We start from the raw sequence: 21,913 nt of genomic DNA on the forward strand, positions 1-21,913 counted from the left end.
CTATCCCCAGGTCCCGTTCAACCTTCGCTGCTGTGTTGCCCGGTTCCGTTGCAAGCCGTACGGCTTCAATTTTAAACTCCCTATCGTATTTTTTGGCCATTCGACACACCTCCTATCTGGCTTATACAAGTTCGTTGTTCGGTGTGTCCACATTTTTGGGGAAAGACCACTGTTTGGGGCGTAAATGGAGACGGTTTTGGTTTTGTGCTTTGCCGGGAGGTTATTTTATGATACGAACTAGGCCCTTCCTGGAAAAGCGAGCCGCACTGCTTTACGCGGGGTATTGCAGGGGCGGAAAAACTTCCGCAACAATACCGGACAGGATAGTTTAGTATGGCGGGTGGGGAATATGTTAACCGAAACTCGGTCAGACATATATTCGTGGGCGAGACCCTTGAAAACCTTTGATTTTGTTCAAGGTCAAGCCTTCGGCCTGTAAGGCCTACGCCCCGGAGGGAAAGACGAAAATTTAATTAGTGCCCATCCATCAATGCATTTCAGGAGACTACATCATGACGGACTTCGACAAAATCGACGAAGAATTTCTCAGAAAGCGATCCGCGCTCAAGTGGGGACTGTGGGATCGGGAAACGATCCCGCTTTCAGTGGCTGACTTGGATTTTCCCGCCCCTGACATCATCAAGGAGGCCGTTATCAGGGCGGTCAGGGAGGATAGGACCCCATATTCGAACTATGGAGGAGATCCGGACGTCCTTGAGACGGTCTGTGAAAAACTCCGAACCCGAAATAACATACCTGCTGAGCCGGACGATGTCCACATGGTGCCCGGAACTATGTTCGCCATCTTTCTGGCCTGTTATTACGCCTTGGGCCAAGGTGATGAGGCAATAATATGCCCCGCCCCGATCTACCCGCCGTTCATGGAAAATGTCCAAAATGCCGGGGGAGTTCCGGTTTACAACCCCATCAGGTTTGATGAAAACCTCAGGATAGATCTGGATGATCTTAGGAGCCGTATCACACCTTTGACCAGGCTCATAATGCTTTCAAATCCTCATAATCCAACCGGTCGGGTCTTGACACGATCCGAGTTGGAAGGCATCGGTCAGATCGCCCAGGAACATGACCTCCTGATCTTTTCCGATGAACTTTATGAGGATATGATCTTTGAAGGTCAACATATCAGCATCGCCTCCCTGTCCCCTGATCTGTTTGAGAGGACCATCACTGTATTTGGTTTTAGCAAGGCCTTTGGTATTCCAGGCTATCGAATAGCTTACATAGTCTGCCACGGCCGGCACATGCAGGAACTGAAGAAACTGCTGCATGGAATCATCGTGCATGCGGATACCCTTTCACAGGCCGCGGCCAAGGCGGCCCTGGAGCACGGGGAGCCTTGGCTTCGGAAATTCATGGCCCATCTTCGAAGGATGAGGGATTACGGGGTTGAAAGGCTTTCCGCTATACCCGGTGTGAATTGCCATGTGCCCGAAGCAACTCCCTTTCTTTTCCCGAATATCTCCTCCTTTGGGAAAACCAGCGAAGAGATGGTCAGGTATCTCAAAAACGAGGCAAAGGTCATTGTTGTGGCAGGGACGGATTTTGGCCCCCACGGAGAAGGGTATATTCGGATCAACTTCGCAACCGACCGCAAAACCCTGGAGGAGGCATTCGACCGGATCGAAAAGACCCTCACGGCAGGTGTATTATAATTAATGGATACATCGCGTCAGTTCCGATGGATAGTGTTTTTCCAGCATAGGGAGGCGGCAGGGTAAATGTCCTCTTTCGCCCCACCAGCGACCCCTTCAGGCCGCATGGAAGATCCAGGGGCCAAAAGGGGGGGATCAAAGCGATGCAAAGCGCACCTCCCGGATCCTGCGGGCCAGGAACTTTTCTCCGAAATCCCTGAAACGTTCCGGGTCATCCGTGGTAAAGAAGGCGCATTCGGCATTCCGGGTCAACCGGACCTCCATTTCCGGGTGTCTGTTCAGATAGTCCGCCAGTTTCCGGGCGACGATTCCGGGAGCGTCCAGGACCATGCAATTCTTTCCCATGATTCTCGAGATGTCCCTTTTCAGAAATGGGTAATGGGTGCAACCCAGGATCAGCGTATCGATGGCCAGGCCTTTGAGGGGCCTGAGGTATTTCTTGAGAATCATGTTGGTCTCGGGTTTACCCACCCACCCTTCCTCGACGAGAGGGACCAGCAGGGGACAGGGCCGGCTGAAAACCTTCAGGTTTGGATTCAACTTGTGCAGCTCCTGTTCATAGACCCGGGACTCGATGGTGGCACGGGTCCCGATCACTCCAATCCGTCCCCGGCGGCTGGTCTCCGCCGCCGTCTCTGCCAAGGGGATGACGACCCCCAGGACACGTCCCCTGGGGCGGTGCTCGGGCAGCCATTCCTGCTGAATCCTGCGCAAGGCCTTGGCCGAGGCCGTATTGCAGGCCAGGATGATGAGTTCGGCCCCCCGGTCGAAGAGAAAAGACACCGCCTGGCGCGTGTACTCATAGACGATCCCGAGAGACTTGTTGCCGTATGGGGCGCGGGCGCTGTCCCCAAGGTACAGGTAATTGTATCCGGGTAAGATCTCAAAGAAGGCCTTGAGAACCGTCAGGCCCCCATAACCTGAATCAAATACGCCGATCACGGGTTGAAAACATCCTCCACCCTCAGAAAGGTATTTCCTGAATCTTGAATCCTCGGCAAATTCGACGCTTGCAAGATCCAGGTATTTAGTATTAACTTTTTGTTTCAGTGGAACACCTTCATAGCACATGGTTTATGTCTTTTCCAGCCTCCCGGCCGTTCCGCTCCCCCGGGGAGAAGGCCCGGTATTTATTGGCTTGATTTTTTCCATGAATGTGGTATCTATATCAGTTTATTGCCCCCGTAGCTCAGGTGGATAGAGCACCAGATTCCTAATCTGGGTGCCGCAAGTTCGAGTCTTGCCGGGGGCACCATTTTTTTCGACATTTTTTGGTTTTGACATTCATTTGAAATTTTACTATAAATTGAAGATTTAAAAATTGAGAGGGTTTCTCATGTATGCTGTCATCACTACCGGGGGAAAACAGTACCGGGTTGCGCCGGGCGAGGAAGTGAAGGTCGAAAAGCTTTCCGGAAATGCAGGGGATACAGTAACTTTTGAAAAAGTCCTGCTCACTTCGGACGGAGAAAAGGTCCAGGTGGGCAAACCTTACGTGGACAATGCAAAGGTCATCGGACGGATCACCCGCCAGGGGAAAAACCGGAAAATCGTGGTCTTCAAGTATAAAAGGCGCAAGAACTATCGCAGGAAGAGAGGCCACAGGCAGGAATTCAGTCTCGTGAGGATCGAGAACATCGAAATGTGAATGCCTTAGTATATCCTCAATCATTATCTTGGCGGGCATTTTCTTGATTCTCCATTCGCCCGCCGGTGAGGTATTAGAATTATGGCACATAAAAAAGCAGGGGGCAGCTCCCGAAACGGAAGGGACAGCGCCGGCCAACGGTACGGCGTGAAGAAATTCGGCGGCCAACGGGTCAGGGCCGGTAACATCATTATCCGGCAGAAGGGAACCAAGATCCACCCGGGGACCAACGTGGGGATCGGAAAAGATTATACCCTTTATGCCAAGATCGACGGGTTCGTCGCCTTTGAACGAATGGGGAAAACGCGCAAAAAGGTCAGTGTTTACGCGGAATGAGCCGATTTCTCCCCCCACACCCTCCTTTGCCCCGGGGCGAGCAGGAGAGGGCCTTTTCAAGCGTAAGGCCCGAAAAATATCATGCGATTTCTGGATGAAGCGGTCGTGACCGTAAGATCGGGCAACGGGGGAAGGGGTTGTGTCAGTTTTCGAAAGGAGAAATACATCCCCCGGGGAGGTCCCGACGGAGGAGACGGGGGAGATGGCGGAAGCATTAAGGTAAGGGCATCCTCCAGGCTCCGTACCCTTATACAGTACAACTCCAGAAAATTTTTTAAGGCCCCCAACGGCGCCCCCGGAAGGGGAAAAAACCAGACAGGTAAAAACGGCCGGGACATCGTGCTGGAGGTCCCCACGGGAACCGTCGTGGCGGATCAGGAGACAGGAGAGGTGTTGGCCGACCTGGTTCGCGACGGAGAGGAATTTTTCGTTCTCCCGGGCGGCAGGGGAGGGAAAGGAAACCAGCATTTCGCCACACCGACCCAGAGGGCGCCGCGGTTCGCACAACCTGGTGAACCGGGCCGGGAAATGCGGCTCCGGTTTTCCCTGAAATCCCTGGCCGATATCGGCATCATCGGCCTGCCGAACGCCGGGAAATCCACCCTCCTCTCACGACTTACTACAGCCCATCCACGAATCGACGACTATCCCTTCTCAACCCTTGTTCCGAATCTCGGCGTATTGGAACTGGAAGACCACGCCCCGCTCACCATTGCCGACATTCCAGGCCTGATCGAGGGGGCCAGCCAAGGACGGGGGCTCGGCCACCGGTTTTTAAAACACATCGAGAGGACCCAGCTCCTTCTCCACGTGATCGACATCTCCGCCCATTCTCCTGACGGCATCCTGGAAAGTTTCATGATCTTGAAACATGAACTGGAAGCCTACGATCCGGCCTTACTCCGGAAGGCCCAGATGGTGTTGATCAACAAGATCGATCTCCTCGGATCCTGCCGCCGTGACCTCCTGGAAAGGACGGGGAAGGCCCTTTCCCGGGCGGGATTCGAATTCCTGGCGATCTCCGCCCTGACCGGAGAGGGTATCGATGCCCTCAAGGAAATTCTTTCGAAGAAATTCTGAGGTGCAGAGGCCCAACAGGGAACCATGGGGGTTTAGGCCCGTACGAGGTAAGAAGTAGAAGGCTTCAGGCACCATCGGAATCAAAGGTAATGTCTGAGAAGAAACAATTGAACTCTTCGAGGTACGGGATCCTGGGAGGAACCTTTGATCCCATACACTTGGGGCACTTGCGCCTGGCCGAGGAGGTGGCGGAAAACCTGACTCTGGAAAGGGTCTACCTGGTTCCTTCCGCGATTCCGCCGCACAAGTCCCGCAGACCTATCACCTCCTTCGATGACCGGCTGGCCATGACGCGGATGGGGGCCGAGGCCTCACCCCTTCTGGAAGCTCTGGACCTGGAAAAACACCTTGAAGGATACTCTTACTCGATTCACACCCTTAAGGCCTTCCACCGGATGTATCCTGGGCCCCTCGAACTGTTCTTCATCCTCGGGCTGGATGCCTTTCTGGAAATCAAAACCTGGAAAGAATATGATAGACTTTTCGAGTATGCCAACTTCGTGGTCATCCGGAGGCCGGGGACCTCTTCCTCCTCCCTTGACACCCTGCTCCCATCCCTTTCCATCACCTTTGAGCGGGAGGGGGAAACCGTGTTCCGGGCGCCCACGGGAAATCGCCTGATTTACATGGAAGTGACGCTTATGGATATCTCCAGCACGGAGATCCGGGAAAGGGTTTCCAGGGGAAAATCCATCCGGTTCCTGGTTCCAAGTAAGGTCAGGGACTATATCTTGGCGAAGGGATTGTACGGCCACTATGAAAACACTTGATAAGGCATTCTTGTGCTTGAAAATCATCAGGGAGAGAAAGGCCATCGACCCGGTCCTGCTTGAAGTGGAGCAGCTGACTTCCCTAACGGACTACTTCCTGATCACAAGCGGAAATTCCAGCAGGCAGGTCCAGGCCATTTATCGCCATCTGTTGCGCAAGATGCGGGAGGAAGGTTTCAAACCTTACGGGGTGGAAGGCGAACAGGAAGGCCACTGGATCCTCATGGATTACGGGGACCTCGTGGTCCATATCTTTTACGAACCCGTAAGGGAGTTTTACGACCTTGAAGGCCTCTGGACCGAGGCCCCGAGGATCGACATCGGGATGGAGGGACCCTCAGGATCGCCTTAGGGGCGACCGTTTTCATCCCGTAGACCCGTGTCTGGAAGCTGGAAAACCTGTCCGATGCGCCGCACTCCCCGAGGCCATGGAACACTTTGGGCGGCGGTGCGGGAAGGAGATCATTGATGAAATCAAAAGGGAGGAAAAACCTTCGGCCTTTTTCCCGTTGTCTCCTCCCTCTATTTTTGGCCTTTTGTTTTCTCAGTGCCCCGTCCGCCTACCCGCTCTCAATCGAGAAGGAGCGCGCAGCGGGAGAGAAATTTCTACAGAATATCCGCAAACACTTTGAGATAGTAAAGGACCCTTATATCCAAGATTTCATCAACCAACTCGGCCGGTATCTTTCCTCTTCCCTTCAAACGAAGCCTTTTCCCTTTCACTTCTATGTGATCAACGCCCCCGCCCTGAACGCTTTTGCAGGACCCGGCGGACACATCTTCATCTTTTCGGGACTGATAAACATCTTGGAAGTGGATGAATTGGCCGCCGTGATCTGCCATGAAATCGGCCATGTATCCGCAAGGCACATCTCCCAGCGCATTGAAAAGAACAAGATGCTGGGAATAGCCACCATGGCCAGCGTGCTTGCTGCCGTTCTGATCGGAGGGAAGGCGGGGGGTGCCATCATCACGGGCTCCGTTGCCGCGGGAATGCAGGCCCAACTTCATTACAGCCGGGAGGACGAACGGCAGGCAGACCAGTTGGCCTTCAAGTACATGGACGCATCCGGTTTCTCTCCCTCTGCGATCATCAGGGTCCTGAAAAAACTCCAAAAAGAACGCTGGGTCGGGGGCGAGGAGATCCCTCCCTACCTCCTGACCCACCCAGGAGCCTCCGAGAGGATCGCACGTATAGAGAGTATGCTTGCCGGGTACTCCAAAGGCTCTGTCAAGCCCGAGGCCGCCGAATTCAAGGCCCGGTATCCCATTTTCAAGACCGTTTTGACAGGCACCTGTCTTGATCCAGGGGAGGCGGAGCGGCGCTTCCAAGATCAGTTGGAACAGGATCCGGACGCTGGGCCGGCCCACCTGGGATTGGGAATCGCCCTGATGAGAAAGTCCGAATACGAGAGGGCGGCGAAACACCTCGAGCTTGCCCGAAAGGCCATGCCCCGGTCGGTTACCGTGCTTCGCTTTCTGGGAGAATCCTATCAGTTCCAGGGACGGGACGAGAAGGCTGTGAGGGTTCTGGAGGAGGCCCTTAGGCTGGAGAGAGGGAACCGATCGGTCCTGTACATCCTTGCGGGTTCTTACTTAAATCTTGAAAAATACCCACGGGCGATCCGCATTTACGAAAAGCTGAAGAACCTGAAGCCGGTGATGGAGGGAGTGTATTACCAGCTGGGGGTGGCCTATGGCAGGCAAAAGGAACTGGGCAGGGCACATTACAACTTCGGCCTGCATTTCGCCCGGATGAAGGACATGGAAAAGGCCCGGTTTCATTTCGAAAAGGCCCTCGCCTTCGCCCGCAACGACAGGACCATGGAAGAACGAATCAAAAAGGCTATGAGAAAACTACGGGCGTCCCCCGGTGGATCAAGACCGGATTAGTCTCCCCCCCCTTCTCTTCCGCCTGAAACCCCGCGCAGCCGCCGGCAAGGAGAGAACCGGCTCGCAGGGCCTAAGGGGTAAGCTGCGGATAGGACTTGAGAGTCTTTTCGTGTTTCAGCCGGGCGGCTTTTATCAAGTCGGCCCGTGCCTTTTCCTCTTCGCCCATGGCTTCGTAGACCTTGGCCCTATTATAAAGGATATCTCCATCCCCGGGCGCCAATTCCAGGGCCTTGGTGTAGTCCTGAAGAGCGAGGTCTAGTTTCTTCATTTCGAAATAGGCGCTTCCCCGGTTGCAATACACGTCCGCGTTGCGAGGCATGAGCCTTGCGGCCTCCGTAAAATCCTTCACCGCCTGCTCGTGTTTTCCCAGCCTGGCTAATACCAATCCTCTGTTGAAGTAAGCGTCGGCAAAGTTCTTGTCCAACTCGATGGCCTTTGTGTAATCAGCCAAGGCCTCCTGAAAATTGCCTCGGTAGGCATTAAGCCACCCCCGGTCATAGTGGGCGTCGGCACGGTTGGGGTTCACCTTCAAAAGGCTTTCGACCTTTTTCATCTCAAAGAGGAAATCAATCTCTTTTTCCCCTTTTGAAGCCGCAGCCCCAGTTGAAACCTGAGGTCCGGCCGTTGCGGTTTGATCTTTCACCGTCCCCTGCTGAGGAGTTCCCTGCTTGGAGGGCGGTGGAAGGGGCCGGGGAGCCCTTTTCACTGACCTTTGCACCACCTTGGGCCCGCCGGGAGAAACGGCACCCGGGATAAGCCCGGCGATCCCACTGAAGGAGTGGCCGATAAAGACAACCACTGCGGCCTGGAGGAGAAGCGAGAGCACGAATGACGCGGTCCAAACCGTCATGTACTTGGTCAGATTGTAACTGCGGTGTTTCTTCCACCCCCAGACAAAGGTATAGATCCCGCAGATGATGCCGAAGATGCCCTTCAGTATCCCTTCGTTCTTGAAAAGCTTCACGAGCACGATGATAAACATGATAAAGCTCACGAACGAAAGCAGTGCAAAGACCGAGGCCAGGATATTGAGCATGGCTTCCTCCTCAGAAATTGGATACTGCCGGAAACAAATGTGATTGGAGAAGGTCCGCCCGCAGACACTCCACCACCCTAAAACCCCAGTAGCAGAGAAGAGCGGAAAAAAACAGAAGGACGATTCCAGTCCGGCTTTCAAGGACTGCGACCCATCTCACCACCGAGGTGTAATGGGATCCGGGAACAAGACACAAGAGCCCTACGAGACAGCCCCCCGCCAGGAAAAGGGGAGAAAAGGCATGGCTTGATATTGCGGCCCCCCACTCCCCGTGGAGGAGATGTCCGATTCCCCGGGTCAGGCCGCATCCGGGGCAGGGGACCCCCAGGAAGGTCTTGACCGGGCAGGTCCACCCCGGGATCCCCAGGAAATGAAGCAAAACCTGGAAAACGCCAACGGCCAAAAACAGCACGGTGATTCGGCGGTCCATGAGGACCGGCGCCAGCAGGGGAGGGAAGGATCCCCTGGACGTCTGCTCAAGCCCCGCTGGATTCACCCGATAAAATCTTCTCATGCCCACATGATTCACGCCAGCCGTTGCCTCCACTACGGGAATCGGAATCGGGCCGGTTGCGACCGGGTGATCTTACAATATCAACTCTTTCGGGATATTGAAAGCTATATTTGTCCCGGGCCCAGGGGCCCGGGAGGAAAACCGGAATCCCATTCAGGAAGTAAAATGGAACCAGGTAGACACAAAATTTCCATTTTCCGGGGACTTGAAATAAAAACCATTTGGGTTTATATAGGGTCCGTCTTGACCTTTCATCTTCTATCCCGTTGAAGTACCTCTCGGAAACGAAAACGTACAACCAGCTTCACCAAAACATAACGGCAGTCTCTATTGGCAATGAAAGGAATCGTGCATGACGCCTTCCACCCATCCGGCCGCCCTCACATACCTTGGTGTACCAGGGTATGCATATGGATGGGCCATGCTGGTCATCGGCCTTGGGCTCTTTGCCTGGATTCTCTCCCGCCGCTACCGGATCCTTTCGGCGGGCCAGTCTGATCCAAGATTCACCTCTATAGGGCAACGTTTAACCGGCCTTGTCACTTACGGTCTGATCCAGAAGAGACAACCGAGGTTCCTCTGGGCCGGCATCATCCACATCCTGATCTTTTGGGGTTTCATGGTCCTTGGGATCCGCTCAATGGACCTGATCACCCAGTCCATCGGGCTGCCCCTGTTGCGCCCTATCCTGGAAGGGGCATTCGGCACATTTTACGGGGGCCTCAAGGATGTCTTCGAACTCCTGGTCCTCGGGGCCTGCCTTTGGGCCATCCTGAGGCGGGCCGTCCTGAAACCCGCCAGGTACAAAGGAAGCCATCAGTTCGAGGCCTTCCTGGTCCTCGGCCTGATCTCCTTCCTCATGGTCACGGACATGTTCTACGAGGGAAGCGGCTTGCTGCTTCTGGGCGGGGACGGGGGATGGCTTCCCGCCTCCAGGAGTGCGGCCTTCCTGCTCTCGGGCTCTTCCTCTCCTTTTTTGCGCTCCATTCACAATGGTTGTTTCTGGTTCCATCTCCTGGCCTTTTTCTTCTTCTTGAACTTCCTCCCCTTGGGAAAACATTTTCATATCATAACCGCCCTTCCCAACGTCTTTTTCAGGAGGTTGACCAAGGGCTCCCTGAAGCCAGCCCGGTGGGGCGTTGAGGATATCGAGGAACTGGAGAGCCTGGGAGTGGAAAAATTCGAGGACTTCACCTGGAAGCATATCCTGGACTTCTTTACCTGCACGGAATGCGGGCGTTGCTCCGACATGTGTCCTGCCAACGCCGTAGGCCGGCCACTGTCCCCCAAATTGCTCACCATGAAGCTGAGAGACCACGGCTACAGGAAATATCCGGTTTTCGGTTCGGGGAAAGAGAAGGAGGATGGGTCCGCCCTGGTTGGGGATCTCATCACCTTCGAGGAAATTTGGTCCTGTACCACCTGTGGGGCCTGCGAAGAAGAATGCCCCGTTTTCATCGAATATATCGACAAGATCGTGGACATGCGCAGGAACCTGATCGAGACGTCCCGGAATCCCAAATCCTTCAACCAGGTGCTGATGCGCTTTGAAAAGACCGGAAATCCCTTTGGAAAGCCCCCGGCAAAGCGGGCCGAATGGACCGAGGAACTGAGGGAAGAGGTTCCCGTGAAGATCCTTGAAGAAGGGGACGAGGTGGATGTGCTCTTTTTCGTGGACAGTTACGGTTCCTTCGATCCGGCGGTCCAGGATATCGCCGCCAACATCGCCAGGGGCCTCCACCGGGCCGGTGTGGATTTCGGAATCCTGGGACCTCTCGAAACGGACACCGGGCACCAGGTCCGGCGCATGGGGGAGGAGGGTCTTTTCCAGTTCCTCGTGGAGACAAACCTCGAAACCCTTAAGAGCATCCGGTTCAACCGCATCGTGACCCTGGATCCCCATGCATTCAATACCCTGCTGAAAGACTATCCCGCCCGCTGGGAAGTCCGGCATTACGTCCCCTTTTTCCTCTCACTCCTTGAAAGAGGCGCCATCAAGCCTATAAGACCCCTTGAGGGGAATAACACCTATACTTACCACGATCCGTGCTACCTTGGGAGGCACAACGGGATCTACGATGAGCCCCGCCGTCTCTTGCAGGCACTGCCCGGTATGAATCTGGTGGAAATGGAGAGGAGGCGGGATCGGAGTTTCTGCTGCGGTGGCGGAGATATCATCCTCTGGCACGAGATCGAGCAGGAGGAGGAGAGGATGGCTTCAAGGAGAATCACGATGGCCAGGGAGGTCGGGGCGGATACCATCGTGACGGCATGCCCCTTCTGCCTGATTCATTTCGAAGATGCCATCAAGACGGGGGGACTCGAAGAACAGATGAGGGTGGTGGACCTCATGGCGTTGCTTCTCTCCACCCTTTAGGGATGTTCCAAATGCCCCTATTCCGCCCGTGAAAACATGATTTCAATACATCCCAGTAGTCCCGGGATTGGCTGGGATGAGAAGCAACAAACCGAATTCAGAAATCCGGAGGAGGAGGAATGAATATCATCGTGTGCGTCAAAAGGGTCCCCCTGACCCAGGAGGTGGACCTCCAGATCGGGGCCGGTGGGAAGGATATCCGGAAAGACATGCTGGCTTACGTGATCAACGAGTGGGACAGTTACGCCATCGAGGAGGCGGTCCTCTTGAAGGAGCAGCACGGCGGTGAGGTCACGGCGGTCACCGTGGGAGGCGAGGAGGACGAGGAAGTGCTGAGACGATGTCTCGCCATGGGCGCGGACCGGGCCATCCGGATCGACCCCGAGGGGCGGGAGTTGGACGCCTTTTCGACATCGAAGATCCTCTCAGGGGTGATCCGGGACCTGGATTTCGATCTTGTGTTCACCGGCGTGCAAGCCGACGACCTCAACGAGGGGGCCGTCGGGGTCATGCTCGCGGAGCACCTGGGCGTAGCCCATGCGGCCGTGGTGAGGGGTTTTGAGCTGAAGGAGGGGGGTGAAGCGACCCTCAAGGTGGAACTGGAAGGGGGGATCGATGAGGTCGTAAGTATTCCCTTTCCAGCGGTAGTGAGCATTCAGACGGGGATCAACGAGCCGCGCTACGTCTCCATCATGGGGATCCGAAAGGCCGCAAAAAAGGAACTCAAGGTGATGAAGGTCGAAGATCTGGGCCTTTCGGATCAAGACCTCACCCCAATGATCACGGTCGAGGAACTCTATTTGCCGCCTGAGACGGAGGGGGCGGAGATCCTGGAAGGGGATCCCGGCATGGTCGCGGAACAGATTCTTCAAATTCTGAAAGAGAAGGGGGTGGCGAAATAAATGGGAGATATCTTCGTTGTTGTGGAACACAGGCAGGGAGTGATTCGGGAAATCACCCATGAGATGCTCTGGAAGGCCGGGGAACTGGGTCGAGCACTCTCCCGGAAGGTGTCGGCCGTTTTGTTTTGCCATGATGGGGCCCGGATGATCGAGGAGATCAGGGATCGGGCGGACCGGATTCTCCTGGTGGAAAGCGACGCTTTTAAAAATTTCAGCAGCGACCTTTACAAGGAACTCCTGGCACGTCTCATTGCCGAGCATGCCCCCTTTCTCACCCTGATGGGCCATACTGCCTGGGGCATGGATCTTGCCCCGGCCCTCAGCGTCAAGAGTGGACTCCCCCTTGCCACGGATTGCATGGATATTCTCTGGGAGGGGGACCGTCTTAAGGCGGTCAGGCAGGTCTATTCCGGCAAGCTTTTCTCCAAGGTTTCTTTCAAGGAGGCCCCTGGATACCTTGCAACCATAAGGGCGGGGGCCTTTCCACAGGAGAAGTCAGGGGAGCGTTCGGCCGAGGTACAGGAGATCGATCTTCCGGCCGACTTACCCGCTGAACGGAGGCGGTTCGTTGAATTCGTGGATACGGGCGCGGGAAAAGTGGATATCTCTCAGGCCGACCTCCTTATCTCCGTGGGCCGGGGGATTGGAGAAGAGGAAAACATCGGGAAGATCAAGGAACTGGCCGACCGCCTGGGAGGAGTGTTGGCCTGTTCCCGTCCTGTGGTGGACAAGAACTGGCTCCCCAAGTACCACCAGGTGGGGACCTCCGGAAAATCCGTGAAGCCCAAGGTCTACCTCGCCCTCGGAATCAGCGGGGCCTTCCAGCATGTGGCGGGCATAAGCGGCGCCGGCACCGTGATCGCCGTAAACAAGGACAAAAAGGCCCCTATTTTCAGGGTCGCCCACTACGGGGTGGTGGACGACCTGTTCAAGGTGGCCGATGCCCTGATGGAAAAAATCGGAGGATAATAAGGTCCGATCTCCTCTCAGGAAAAGAGGATGATTTCTTTCAGGGAGCGTTTCGGGACGTGATGAATGCCTGAGGTGTCTCTCCAGTAACGGATGTCTCCATCGGGCCCCAGGGGCTCGATCACCACGGTTTCCTTGGGTTTCCCGAGGGCAATGACGTGGAGGATCTCGTAGCGGTCAGGAATGGATAGCTCTCTTCGGAGGACTTTCCGCTCCACGGATCCCACGATACACCCCCCGAGACCCATGCTGGCTGCCCCCAGCAGGATGCTCTGGCTGGCGATCCCGTGGTCGCACCCGAAGGTTGTTGTGATCTCCCTGTCCCCCAGCACGATGATGTAGGCTGCGGGCCTCTCCCCCTCGCCGGGGCCTTTCCAGTCCTCCAAATAGGCCGCCCAGGAGAGGGTCGAGAAGATCGTCTCGTTTTTGGTTTTTTCGTTGGAAAGGATATACTTGAGGGGCTGGAGATTCCCTGCGGAGGCCGAACAGCGTGCCAGGTCCACCAGGAACCTCAGGACATCCAGGGAGACCGGCGCTCCTTCCTCGTATCTCCTGATACTTCGCGTCTTTCGAACAAGGTCTTTGATTCGGTATTCATCCATATCTTTTCCTCCTTGCACTGCCTGCCGGCCACCTTTCCGGGTACATCCACCGGAATCCTTTTGAAGGGCCTCGATAACCGTCCGGTCAGGAGGCGGGAAGCGGTACAAAGGAAGGTCTTCCGGGAAAACCCACCTGAACTCCTGGCCCTCCCGGGAGACAGGACGTCCCTTCATACCGGTGCAATGAAAAACGTGGAGCGTAATCTTTCGGGTCTCGTATTCGTGCTCTACGGTCAGGAAATGGGCCCCCGGCTGGACCTCGATCCCCAACTCCTCCCGGATCTCCCGCTTGAGGCACTCGCGAAGCCCTTCTCCCGGCTCCTGCTTTCCCCCCGGAAATTCCCAGAATCCGGCCATATGAAAACCCGGGGGACGCCTGGCGATCAGGAGCCGCCCTTCCTTCCAAATCAGGCCGGCAGTGACGAATAAATGGGGTTTAGGGGTTCCGGGTTTCATGGGGCAGGACTTTCAACCGGAGCCTGAGGTAGGCATCCTCGGCCTCCTCCATTGAGGGATCGATTTCCAGGACTTTCTTGTAGGCCTCCAGGGCGTCCCTCTCCCGGCCCTCGTTCTCCAAGATCCTGGCTTGTTCGAGGAGCAAGCGGATATAGGCCTTCCTGGCCTCTTCGTGTTGGGGGGAAATATCAAGGATACGCCTGTAAGTCTCCAGGGCCTCCTTCAACCTCCCCTTTTTGTCCTGGAGTCTCGCCACCTGCAGCAGGAGGGAAACATCACGGGGGCGGGACTTCACGAGCCTTTTAAGCTCCAAAAGGGCAGCCTCTTCGGCTCCCGTCTTGAGATAGGCGACGACCAGGTATTCCCGCAAGGACTCATTATGGGGGAGGGCCTGAAGCCCTTTTTCCAGAATGGGAATGAGCTTTTGATAGGCACCCCTTTTGTCTGCATATTCGAATATATAGACGTAGGGGGTCGGATCTTTCGGATTCAAACGGATCAGGGTCAGGGCCTCCTTGTAAGCCTGATCCGCCCTTTTTAATCGTCGGTAGATATCAAATAAGAGATTGTGGGTCTCCCTGTCGTTGGGATGGTTTTTCAAAAACCTCTCAAGATATTTGGCGCCCTTTTTCTGGTTCCCCATCTCGAATTCGAGGACCCCGATATTGTAAAGGAGGGTATCATTCTGGGGATTAAGGGCCAGGAGCTTCAGATAGAGATCCCGCAATGCCTTTTTGTCCTTCTTGGCCTCCGCCACGGATACCATGAGGGTCAAGGCCTCGATTGAATCGGGCCTCTCCTTGAGGACTTGGCGCAGATACTTTTCCGCCTTCCTGAGCTTCTTTTCTTTCAGATACCTTTCAGCCAGGCTGATGCGCCCATCAAGGTCGGCCTTGTTTAAATCGATCGCCTTTGAGAGATACTCGTCCGCCTTTTTTTTGTTTCCCTCCTTTTCATAGAGACTGGAGAGATTGTAATAGAGGTTGACATCCTTAGGATCTCTTTTGAGGGCCTCGAGGTAGGCATCGATCGCTTTTACCGTCTGATTCGTCTTGGAATAGAGATAGCCCAAGGTTTTATATAGGGCGGCGCTCTGAGGGCCTTTCACACCTTTGAGGGCCGCCTCGTAGGACCTGATGGCCTCTTGAATCTTTCCAGAGGCCTCCAACTCCTCGGCCAGGCGAAGATGAAGCGCACCGTTTTCAGGGTGAAGCCTGATCAGCCTTTCAAGCACAGAGATGATTCCCGCCCTGTCGGAAGCGGATTCATAGATCCCGAGCAACCTCGTAAGGATCTTTTCGTCCTGCTTGCCGGCGGCCTCTTTTTCCAGCATCCGCGCAGCATCCTTCCATTTTTCGGCCGCCGCATAGGCCTCTATGAGGGCCTTCCTCACTTCGGGATCCCCCGGTAGTTGTTCCAGCGCCTTTTCGAGAAATGCAACCTTGCGGGTCTTATCGATTATGCGATTTGCCCGCTCAAGCCAGTCCTCGACCTGGGGTTCGACACGCAAGGCCACTTCCCCCAGGGTCCTGTTCCGTTGCTTGACTGTGATTTTGATGGTCCGCCCTTCAAAGATATCCTTTTCGGGTATCAGTTGAGATATGCCCATTTCCTCGAAAAAAAGCGCATTGACATCGAAGTCCGGCGAATAAAGCCGGATCTCCCGGTTGAAGAGGCGGTTGGTGGAGATTTCAAGGATTCTGAGTCTGTCGCGGGGATGGAGATCCAGGATCTCACCCTTGAGGAGTTTCAAGGGCTGACCGTTTTTTTCCACGACGAGATAATTGAAGAGAGGGGATTCAGGAAACAGATAAGGCCATGACCACCACAGTAGACCTGCTGCAGCGATGAGCAGGATCAATACAATCCACGGGGTGGTCCGTGGAGGGCGAGGTTTTTTTCTCTTCTTTTTTGTCGTTCTAGCCAATCAACGTCCTGTCCTGACCAGACCTTTTTTGATTTTCGAGCTTTCGGAAAAACGACCTTGCCACACGAGAAGGATCGGGCTCGCCACAAAGATGGAAGAATAGGTGCCGATAACGATCCCGACCAGCAGGGCGAAGGCGAAATCATGGATTACGCCGCCCCCTAAGATAAAGAGGGCGATAACGACGACCAGGGTCGTGGATGATGTGAGGATGGTTCTGCTCAGGGTCTCGTTGATGCTGCTGTTCATGATCTCTTCAAAGCTTCTCCTCCGGTAGCGCCCCAGGTTTTCCCGGATCCGGTCGAACACCACGATGGTGTCGTTAAGGGAGTACCCCACGATGGTGAGGAAGGCCGCAATGATGGAGAGGGATATTTCCCGGTCCGTGATGGCGAAGGCCCCGACCGTTATGGTGACATCGTGGATCAGGGCGATGATAGCGCCTAGGGCGTACTTCAGCCTGAGGAACCAGCAAAGGCCCAGGGTCACCAAGAGGGCGAGCAGGATCAGCCAAGTTACACTTACCCCGAACCCGGAAGCCACATATACTACGATGGCCAGGGAGATGGCCATGATGATGCTCATCAGCCACTGATGTTCGAAGCGGCCGGATATGTAAATGGCGATGAACAGGATGGAGTAAAATATGGCGAAAAGGGCCTTTTGCCGTAAGTCCTTTCCCACTTTGGGGCCGACCATCTCCACCCGCCTGATATCCGCTTCTTTTCCGAAATGATCCTCAAGGGCCTTCTTGACTTTTTCATCGAGCCCGGAGAGTTCAATATCGGTCTTTCTTACCCGGATGAGGTACTCGGCATGGCCCCTCTCTCCGAATTCCTGGATAATGCTGTCCTGGAGTTGGATAGGCTCCAGGGCCTTTCGGATATCGGCGGGAGACTCTTTTTCCGCCAGCTTGACCTGGATAAGCACCCCGCCTGTAAAATCGACACCATAATTGGGACCCTGCCGCCAGATGAGCAGGATGACCGTCAGGAAGATCAGCGTCAGCGAAAAGCAAAGAGCGATTTTCCTTTTCCCGATAAAGTCGATGTTGATCCCTGGTTTAATGAATTCCATAGAATGACCTGCCTTTTTTTATTTGTCCTCCACCCGCCCCGGCTGGCCCGAGCGGGAAACCCATCAGCCTGTCGCGCTTAAATACTCAGCTTCGTCTGCCGTTTCACCGTGAAAAAGTAATCGAATACTATGCGGGTCATGAACACCGCTGTTACGAAACTTGCCACGATACCGATACTCAAGGTGACGGCGAATCCCCTGACCGGTCCGGTCCCGAACTGGAAGAGGACCAGAGCCGCGATGAAGGTCGTAACATTAGCGTCAAGGATGGTGACCAGGGCCTTTGCATACCCCGCGTCAATGGCTGCGCGCGGGGGTTTCCCGAGCCTCAATTCTTCCCGGATACGCTCAAAGATAAGAACATTGGCGTCCACGGCCATGCCGATGGTCAGAATGATGCCCGCAATTCCGGGGAGGGTCAGGGTCGCCCCGAAAAAGGCCAGTCCCGCCATGATGAAGAGGATGTTCAAGAACAGGGCCATGTCGGCCACCAGTCCCGAGAGTCCATAGTAGAGCACCATGAAGAGTACCACCGCGGCGCCCCCGATCACCATGGACTTGAGGCCCTTTTGAATGGAATCCTTCCCGAGGGACGGCCCAACGGTTCTCTCTTCCAGGATTTTCACAGGGGCGGGCAGTGCCCCTGCCCGGAGCACGATGGCCAGGTCCCTGGCCTCTTCCATGGTAAAATTGCCGGTGATCTGCGCCCTTCCGCCCGATATTTTGTCCCGAATTACGGGTGCGGAATAGACATGGTTGTCGAGAACGATGGCCAACCTTTTTCCAATGTGTTCTCCAGTGATCCTCTCGAAGAGTTTAGCCCCCCGGGCGTCGAAGGCGATGGACACGTAAGGTTCGTTGTACTGGCTGTCGATCTGGACCCTGGCATCCGTCAGGTACTCGCCCGTCAGCAGGGTTCGCCTCTTAAGAAGATAAGGGACCTCCTTTTTGATGCCGGTTTGGGGGTCAACGGTCACCTGTTTCAGGATTTCATCCCCGGGTGGGATGTTCCCCTTGAGTGCGTCTTCAAGGCTGTTTTCCTCGTCCAGGAGTTTGAATTCCAGCAGTGCCGTCTTTCCTATCAATTCAATGGCCCTCTTCGGGTCTTGGATCCCGGGGAGTTGAATCAGGATCCTGTGATTTTCCTGGGGGCGGATGTCAGGTTCGCTCACACCGAACTGATCCACCCGGTTGCGGATGGTCTCAAGGGCCTGATCGGATGCCATCTTCATGATGTGATTCCGGGCCTTTGGGCTCAGGTCCAACAGGAAGGCCACCCCGTTTTCAACCTTGGGCCCCCGCTTGATCTCGAAATCCGGATAGTTCCGGTCGATGAGATCCTTCAGGTCGGAGGCGCTCTCTTCCCTGATCAGAGTGACCTGGATCCCCTCCGCTCCCCTGCGCTTAAGTTCCAGATACCGGATCTTTTTCTTCCGAAAATCGTGGCGCAACTCTTCTATGATTCTCTCAAGGCTGCTCTCCACCGCTTTCTCGGCATCAACCTCCAGGACCAAGTGCATCCCTCCCTGAAGATCGAGTCCCAGGTGGATTTTATCCCTGGGAAAGATCCCCTTCCACCAGGGGGGAAGCTCTTTGCTCAAGGAAGGGACCAGATAAAGAAAGGCGATAAGTATCAGGGCCCCCCCGATGGCACCCCGCCAGCTAAGATTCTTTGTCACGTCTCACTCCTTTGACGGTATTTGGAAAAAGTCCGCTCAACACGTTCGAACCCCGGCCAGCCCTCTCCTGACAACCCCGGCCGGTCGTCAGATTCTTTCAAGCCAATCCTTTCCATATCGAGGGGCGGCACCCGGACCCGTATCCTCGCCCGCCCGCAAAAAAGCAGGGGCCCGGGAACACCTTCTCTCCGGAGCTGTTCGTGATCTAAGACTCCGTTTTCCTGATCACTCCTCCAATGGCCGATCTCGATATCTTGACCCTGACCTTCGGAGCGATCTCCACGGTCACGACATCGTCTGCGAGCCCGGTGACTACTCCGTGGAGCCCCCCGGAACTGACGACCCTGTCACCCTTTTTCAGGGCCGACAACATGGCCCGGTGTTCCTTGGCCTTTTTCTGTTGGGGCCGAATGAGCAGGAAGTAAAAGATTGCGAACATTATGAGAAGGGGAACGATAGCCCCCATGCCAGACCCCTGGCCTCCGGCGCTTCCACCGGTTCCCATGGCATAAACGATAGATTCCATAACTGTAACCTCCATCCTTTTGGTCGGGTGGGGGCGAGGCGTGTTTTCCATGTGGGCGTCCCATTCCCGATCTCCAAGGCATTCCTTGAAATCCGCGGGAAGCGGCGCCTCGTTTTCATCCCACACGCGACGGTTCATTCATAGGCGTCTTCTTCCAGGCCCCGTTCCCGGAGCCTGTAAAACGTCTCCCTGTACGCTTCAAGACGATCTTCCCGTATGGCCGCCCTGATCTCCTCCATGAGGCGTGCATAGTATGAGAGATTGTGAATGGTGTTCAACCGGTAAGCCAGGATCTCTCTGGCCAGAAAAAGATGCCTCAAATAGGCCCGCGAGAAGTGGGTGCAGGTATAACACCTGCAGGATTCCTCAACGGGCCTGGGATCTTCCCTGTAACGGGCGTTTTTGATCACCATCTTTCCCTGTTGGGTGAACAAGGTCCCATTTCTGGCGTTGCGGGTCGGCATTACGCAATCAAACATGTCAACGCCCAGCATCACGGCCTCCAGGATATCCTCGGGCCTGCCGACCCCCATCAAGTAAACCGGCTTGTCTTCCGGAAGAAGTGGAACGGTGGCCCTGATCATCTCCAGCCGGGTCTCCATATCCTCTCCCACGGAAAGGCCTCCGAGAGCGTATCCCGAAAAACCCATTTCCACCAATGTCCTGGCGCTCTCGGCCCTCAGGTCAGGATACATTCCGCCCTGAACGATGCCGAAGAGGGCTTGGCGACTTTCCCTCCGGTATTCCAGGCATTTTTCCGCCCACAGGCTTGTCAGTCGGACCGATCTCCTGACATATTCGTAGTCGGCCGGATAGGGAACGCACTCATCAAAGGCCATCATGATATCGCTTCCCAGGGCCTGCTGGATCTCCATGGCCTCCCTGGGCCCGATAAAGTGCCTCGATCCGTCCAGATGGGACTGGAATGTTACTCCCTCCTCCGTGATATGCCTGAGCTTGGCCAGGCTGTAAACCTGAAATCCTCCGCTATCGGTCAGGATGGGGCCGTTCCAGCTCATGAAGGCATGGAGCCCCCCCAATTTTTCAATGACCTGGTGCCCGGGTCGGAGATACAGGTGATAGGTATTGGAAAGGATAATCCGGACACCCACCTCCTCCAGATCTTCCGGTGAAAGGGCCTTAACAGACCCTTGGGTTCCCACCGGCATGAAAACCGGGGTTTCGAAGCTTCCGTGGGGGGTCTGGATCTTCCCGATCCTTGCCCGGCCCAGGCCGTGCCTCTGACAGACCGTAAAATCCAATACCTACTATAATCTCCACTCTTTTCCGGGGGGGTGCCCTTCCGCCCCTGCTTCTTCCCTTTCACAAGGCATTACAAGATCACCATGGCGTCCCCATAGCTGTAAAACCGATATCTCTTTTCCATCGCCCATTGATAGGCCTCCTTGATCAGTTCGCGCCCGGCAAAGGCGGAGACCAGGAAGAGGAGAGAGGATTTGGGCAAGTGAAAATTGGTGATCAGTCCATCCACTGCCTTGAAACGGTATCCCGGGGTGATAAGAAGGTCCGTGGTTCCGTTTCCGTGGGTGATGTACCCTTCGGAATCGGCCAAGGTCTCCAGGGTCCGGACTACTGTCGTCCCAACGGCGATTACCCGTCGCCCCTCGGCTTTGCAGCGGTTGACCGCCTCGGCGGTTTCCTTGCCGACCCGGTAGGATTCCTTTCCCAGGTGGTGTTTCCTGATATCTTTCGTCCTTACCGGCCGGAAGGTTCCATGTCCTACATGAAGGGTCAGCTCGACCACTTCGATCCCGGCCTCTCGCAGGCTCTTGAGCACCGTCCCGGTAAAGTGAAGACCGGCAGTGGGAGCAGCCACAGCCCCCTTCTCTTTGGAAAAAACGGTCTGGTACCTCTCCCGGTCCACCGCCTCCATCCCGTCATCGGCCGATCTCCTGATATAGGGAGGCAAGGGCATGGTCCCCTTTTCCTCCAGGATTGTATCAAGGGGAACGGGGCCTTCGAAAGCGATCCGTACAAGCCCATCCTCTCCCAGATCCTTCACATGGCCTGTGATTTCTCCATCAAAGAACAGGCGGCTTCCCCGGCGGGGTCGCTTTGAAGATCTAAGAAGACACCACCGGATATCATTACCGCTCCTCCCCGGAGGAGCGTGGTCAAGGACCAGGATCTCGATCCGCCCGCCGCTCTCTTTACGCCCGAAAAGCCTGGCCGGGACGACCCGGGTATTGTTGACCACCAGAAGATCCCCTGATTTCAGCAACCGGGGCAAATCGCGAAAACGATGATTCGAGAAGAACCTTCGGGCACGATCCACCTTCATGAGCCGCGAATCGTCACGGCGCTCCAAGGGTGTCTGGGCGATATATTCTCCCGGCAGGTCGTAGTCGTAGTCTTCGAGGTTAAACATTTAAAAATACTGACTTAAGGGGCGTAACTTAAATAATATGGACGGTAAAGTCAAACCTT

21 protein-coding genes and 1 tRNA gene are annotated in these 21,913 nt (G+C 55.3%); 11 read left to right on the forward strand and 11 right to left on the reverse strand.

The annotated features are described in order from the left end of the window. Window positions 1–100 (reverse strand): transposase (locus tag JRF57_04215; protein ID MBW2302899.1); only part of this gene is annotated, 100 nt, incomplete at its 3' end. A gap of 412 nt (window positions 101–512) precedes the next feature. On the opposite strand from JRF57_04215, the gene JRF57_04220 reads away from it, so the two are divergent. Then, the gene (locus tag JRF57_04220; protein ID MBW2302900.1) at window positions 513–1,673 is read left to right on the forward strand and encodes a pyridoxal phosphate-dependent aminotransferase; all 1,161 of its coding nucleotides are present in this window, start codon (window positions 513–515) and stop codon (window positions 1,671–1,673) included. Window positions 1,674–1,808: 135 nt separating this feature from the next. Here JRF57_04220 and murI read toward each other — a convergent pair whose 3' ends face one another. Continuing rightward, the gene (gene murI, locus JRF57_04225; GenBank protein MBW2302901.1) at window positions 1,809–2,615 is read right to left on the reverse strand and encodes a glutamate racemase; all 807 of its coding nucleotides are present in this window, start codon (window positions 2,613–2,615) and stop codon (window positions 1,809–1,811) included. Window positions 2,616–2,851: 236 nt separating this feature from the next. Here murI and JRF57_04230 point away from each other — a divergent pair. From JRF57_04230 to JRF57_04260, 7 genes are all read left to right on the forward strand, one after another. Further along, a tRNA-Arg gene (locus tag JRF57_04230) sits at window positions 2,852–2,928 on the forward strand. 81 nt (window positions 2,929–3,009) lie between these two features. Further along, window positions 3,010–3,321: a 50S ribosomal protein L21 gene (rplU, locus tag JRF57_04235; protein MBW2302902.1), complete on the forward strand. Its 312-nt coding sequence runs from the start codon at window positions 3,010–3,012 to the stop codon at window positions 3,319–3,321. A gap of 81 nt (window positions 3,322–3,402) precedes the next feature. Beyond that, a complete protein-coding gene (gene rpmA, locus JRF57_04240; protein MBW2302903.1) occupies window positions 3,403–3,657 on the forward strand; it encodes a 50S ribosomal protein L27 in 255 nt (84 codons plus the stop codon). 81 nt (window positions 3,658–3,738) lie between these two features. Beyond that, entirely contained in the window at window positions 3,739–4,737 is a 999-nt protein-coding gene (obgE, locus tag JRF57_04245) for a GTPase ObgE (GenBank protein MBW2302904.1), read from the forward strand. 89 nt (window positions 4,738–4,826) lie between these two features. Beyond that, a complete protein-coding gene (locus JRF57_04250) occupies window positions 4,827–5,507 on the forward strand; it encodes a nicotinate-nucleotide adenylyltransferase (protein MBW2302905.1) in 681 nt (226 codons plus the stop codon). After that, window positions 5,494–5,859 carry a ribosome silencing factor gene (gene rsfS / locus JRF57_04255; protein ID MBW2302906.1) on the forward strand — a complete coding sequence of 122 codons (366 nt, stop codon included), beginning with the start codon at window positions 5,494–5,496 and terminating at the stop codon, window positions 5,857–5,859. Before JRF57_04250 ends, rsfS begins: the two co-directional genes overlap by 14 nt. A 116-nt stretch (window positions 5,860–5,975) precedes the next feature. After that, window positions 5,976–7,400: a M48 family metalloprotease gene (locus JRF57_04260; protein MBW2302907.1), complete on the forward strand. Its 1,425-nt coding sequence runs from the start codon at window positions 5,976–5,978 to the stop codon at window positions 7,398–7,400. Between the two features lie 70 nt (window positions 7,401–7,470). On the opposite strand, the gene JRF57_04265 is transcribed toward JRF57_04260, so the two are convergent. Both JRF57_04265 and JRF57_04270 read right to left on the reverse strand, forming a co-directional pair. Continuing rightward, window positions 7,471–8,436: a tetratricopeptide repeat protein gene (locus tag JRF57_04265; protein MBW2302908.1), complete on the reverse strand. Its 966-nt coding sequence runs from the start codon at window positions 8,434–8,436 to the stop codon at window positions 7,471–7,473. A gap of 10 nt (window positions 8,437–8,446) precedes the next feature. After that, the gene (locus JRF57_04270) at window positions 8,447–8,950 is read right to left on the reverse strand and encodes a DUF2752 domain-containing protein (GenBank protein ID MBW2302909.1); all 504 of its coding nucleotides are present in this window, start codon (window positions 8,948–8,950) and stop codon (window positions 8,447–8,449) included. Window positions 8,951–9,302: 352 nt separating this feature from the next. On the opposite strand from JRF57_04270, the gene JRF57_04275 reads away from it, so the two are divergent. The 3 genes from JRF57_04275 (at window position 9,303) to JRF57_04285 (ending at window position 13,198) form a co-directional block, all read left to right on the forward strand. Then, window positions 9,303–11,327, forward strand: coding sequence for a (Fe-S)-binding protein (locus JRF57_04275; protein MBW2302910.1), 2,025 nt, complete (start codon window positions 9,303–9,305; stop codon window positions 11,325–11,327). Window positions 11,328–11,446: 119 nt separating this feature from the next. After that, window positions 11,447–12,229 carry an electron transfer flavoprotein subunit beta/FixA family protein gene (locus tag JRF57_04280; GenBank protein MBW2302911.1) on the forward strand — a complete coding sequence of 261 codons (783 nt, stop codon included), beginning with the start codon at window positions 11,447–11,449 and terminating at the stop codon, window positions 12,227–12,229. After that, window positions 12,230–13,198 carry an electron transfer flavoprotein subunit alpha/FixB family protein gene (locus JRF57_04285; protein MBW2302912.1) on the forward strand — a complete coding sequence of 323 codons (969 nt, stop codon included), beginning with the start codon at window positions 12,230–12,232 and terminating at the stop codon, window positions 13,196–13,198. It begins immediately after the preceding gene. Between the two features lie 17 nt (window positions 13,199–13,215). Here JRF57_04285 and mutT read toward each other — a convergent pair whose 3' ends face one another. The 7 genes from mutT to queA all read right to left on the reverse strand — a co-directional run bounded on the left by mutT (window position 13,216) and on the right by queA (window position 21,854). Further along, complete coding sequence (gene mutT, locus JRF57_04290) at window positions 13,216–14,256, reverse strand: 8-oxo-dGTP diphosphatase MutT (protein ID MBW2302913.1); 1,041 nt, start codon at window positions 14,254–14,256, stop codon at window positions 13,216–13,218. Then, on the reverse strand, window positions 14,237–16,183 hold the full coding sequence (locus JRF57_04295; protein ID MBW2302914.1) for a tetratricopeptide repeat protein: 1,947 nt from the start codon (window positions 16,181–16,183) through the stop codon (window positions 14,237–14,239). The genes mutT and JRF57_04295 overlap by 20 nt, the downstream gene beginning before the upstream one ends. Then, window positions 16,184–17,260: a protein translocase subunit SecF gene (gene secF / locus JRF57_04300; protein ID MBW2302915.1), complete on the reverse strand. Its 1,077-nt coding sequence runs from the start codon at window positions 17,258–17,260 to the stop codon at window positions 16,184–16,186. It lies immediately after the preceding gene. 77 nt (window positions 17,261–17,337) lie between these two features. Further along, window positions 17,338–18,939 carry a protein translocase subunit SecD gene (secD, locus tag JRF57_04305; protein MBW2302916.1) on the reverse strand — a complete coding sequence of 534 codons (1,602 nt, stop codon included), beginning with the start codon at window positions 18,937–18,939 and terminating at the stop codon, window positions 17,338–17,340. 205 nt (window positions 18,940–19,144) lie between these two features. Next, window positions 19,145–19,465: a preprotein translocase subunit YajC gene (gene yajC / locus JRF57_04310; GenBank protein MBW2302917.1), complete on the reverse strand. Its 321-nt coding sequence runs from the start codon at window positions 19,463–19,465 to the stop codon at window positions 19,145–19,147. Window positions 19,466–19,599: 134 nt separating this feature from the next. Further along, on the reverse strand, window positions 19,600–20,727 hold the full coding sequence (gene tgt / locus JRF57_04315; GenBank protein ID MBW2302918.1) for a tRNA guanosine(34) transglycosylase Tgt: 1,128 nt from the start codon (window positions 20,725–20,727) through the stop codon (window positions 19,600–19,602). A gap of 71 nt (window positions 20,728–20,798) precedes the next feature. Beyond that, window positions 20,799–21,854: a tRNA preQ1(34) S-adenosylmethionine ribosyltransferase-isomerase QueA gene (queA, locus tag JRF57_04320; GenBank protein ID MBW2302919.1), complete on the reverse strand. Its 1,056-nt coding sequence runs from the start codon at window positions 21,852–21,854 to the stop codon at window positions 20,799–20,801. Between the last annotated feature and the right edge of the window lie 59 nt (window positions 21,855–21,913).

It is taken from the genome of Deltaproteobacteria bacterium (genome assembly GCA_019310525.1).
In the GTDB taxonomy this organism is placed as follows: Bacteria; Desulfobacterota; DSM-4660; order Desulfatiglandales; family HGW-15; genus JAFDEE01.

Excerpts from the sequence above, each read along its gene's own strand:
- JRF57_04265 (MBW2302908.1), bottom strand. The coding sequence starts at position 8,436 with ATGCTCAATATCCTGGCCTCGGTCTTTGCACTGCTTTCGTTCGTGAGC.
- JRF57_04270 (MBW2302909.1), bottom strand. The coding sequence starts at position 8,950 with ATGAGAAGATTTTATCGGGTGAATCCAGCGGGGCTTGAGCAGACGTCC.
- mutT (MBW2302913.1), bottom strand. The coding sequence starts at position 14,256 with ATGAAACCCGGAACCCCTAAACCCCATTTATTCGTCACTGCCGGCCTG.
- JRF57_04275 (MBW2302910.1), top strand. The coding sequence starts at position 9,303 with ATGACGCCTTCCACCCATCCGGCCGCCCTCACATACCTTGGTGTACCA.
- JRF57_04250 (MBW2302905.1), top strand. The coding sequence starts at position 4,827 with ATGTCTGAGAAGAAACAATTGAACTCTTCGAGGTACGGGATCCTGGGA.
- rpmA (MBW2302903.1), top strand. The coding sequence starts at position 3,403 with ATGGCACATAAAAAAGCAGGGGGCAGCTCCCGAAACGGAAGGGACAGC.
- JRF57_04285 (MBW2302912.1), top strand. The coding sequence starts at position 12,230 with ATGGGAGATATCTTCGTTGTTGTGGAACACAGGCAGGGAGTGATTCGG.
- rsfS (MBW2302906.1), top strand. The coding sequence starts at position 5,494 with ATGAAAACACTTGATAAGGCATTCTTGTGCTTGAAAATCATCAGGGAG.
- JRF57_04220 (MBW2302900.1), top strand. The coding sequence starts at position 513 with ATGACGGACTTCGACAAAATCGACGAAGAATTTCTCAGAAAGCGATCC.
- yajC (MBW2302917.1), bottom strand. The coding sequence starts at position 19,465 with ATGGAATCTATCGTTTATGCCATGGGAACCGGTGGAAGCGCCGGAGGC.
- queA (MBW2302919.1), bottom strand. The coding sequence starts at position 21,854 with ATGTTTAACCTCGAAGACTACGACTACGACCTGCCGGGAGAATATATC.
- JRF57_04260 (MBW2302907.1), top strand. The coding sequence starts at position 5,976 with ATGAAATCAAAAGGGAGGAAAAACCTTCGGCCTTTTTCCCGTTGTCTC.
- obgE (MBW2302904.1), top strand. The coding sequence starts at position 3,739 with ATGCGATTTCTGGATGAAGCGGTCGTGACCGTAAGATCGGGCAACGGG.
- JRF57_04280 (MBW2302911.1), top strand. The coding sequence starts at position 11,447 with ATGAATATCATCGTGTGCGTCAAAAGGGTCCCCCTGACCCAGGAGGTG.
- secF (MBW2302915.1), bottom strand. The coding sequence starts at position 17,260 with ATGGAATTCATTAAACCAGGGATCAACATCGACTTTATCGGGAAAAGG.
- rplU (MBW2302902.1), top strand. The coding sequence starts at position 3,010 with ATGTATGCTGTCATCACTACCGGGGGAAAACAGTACCGGGTTGCGCCG.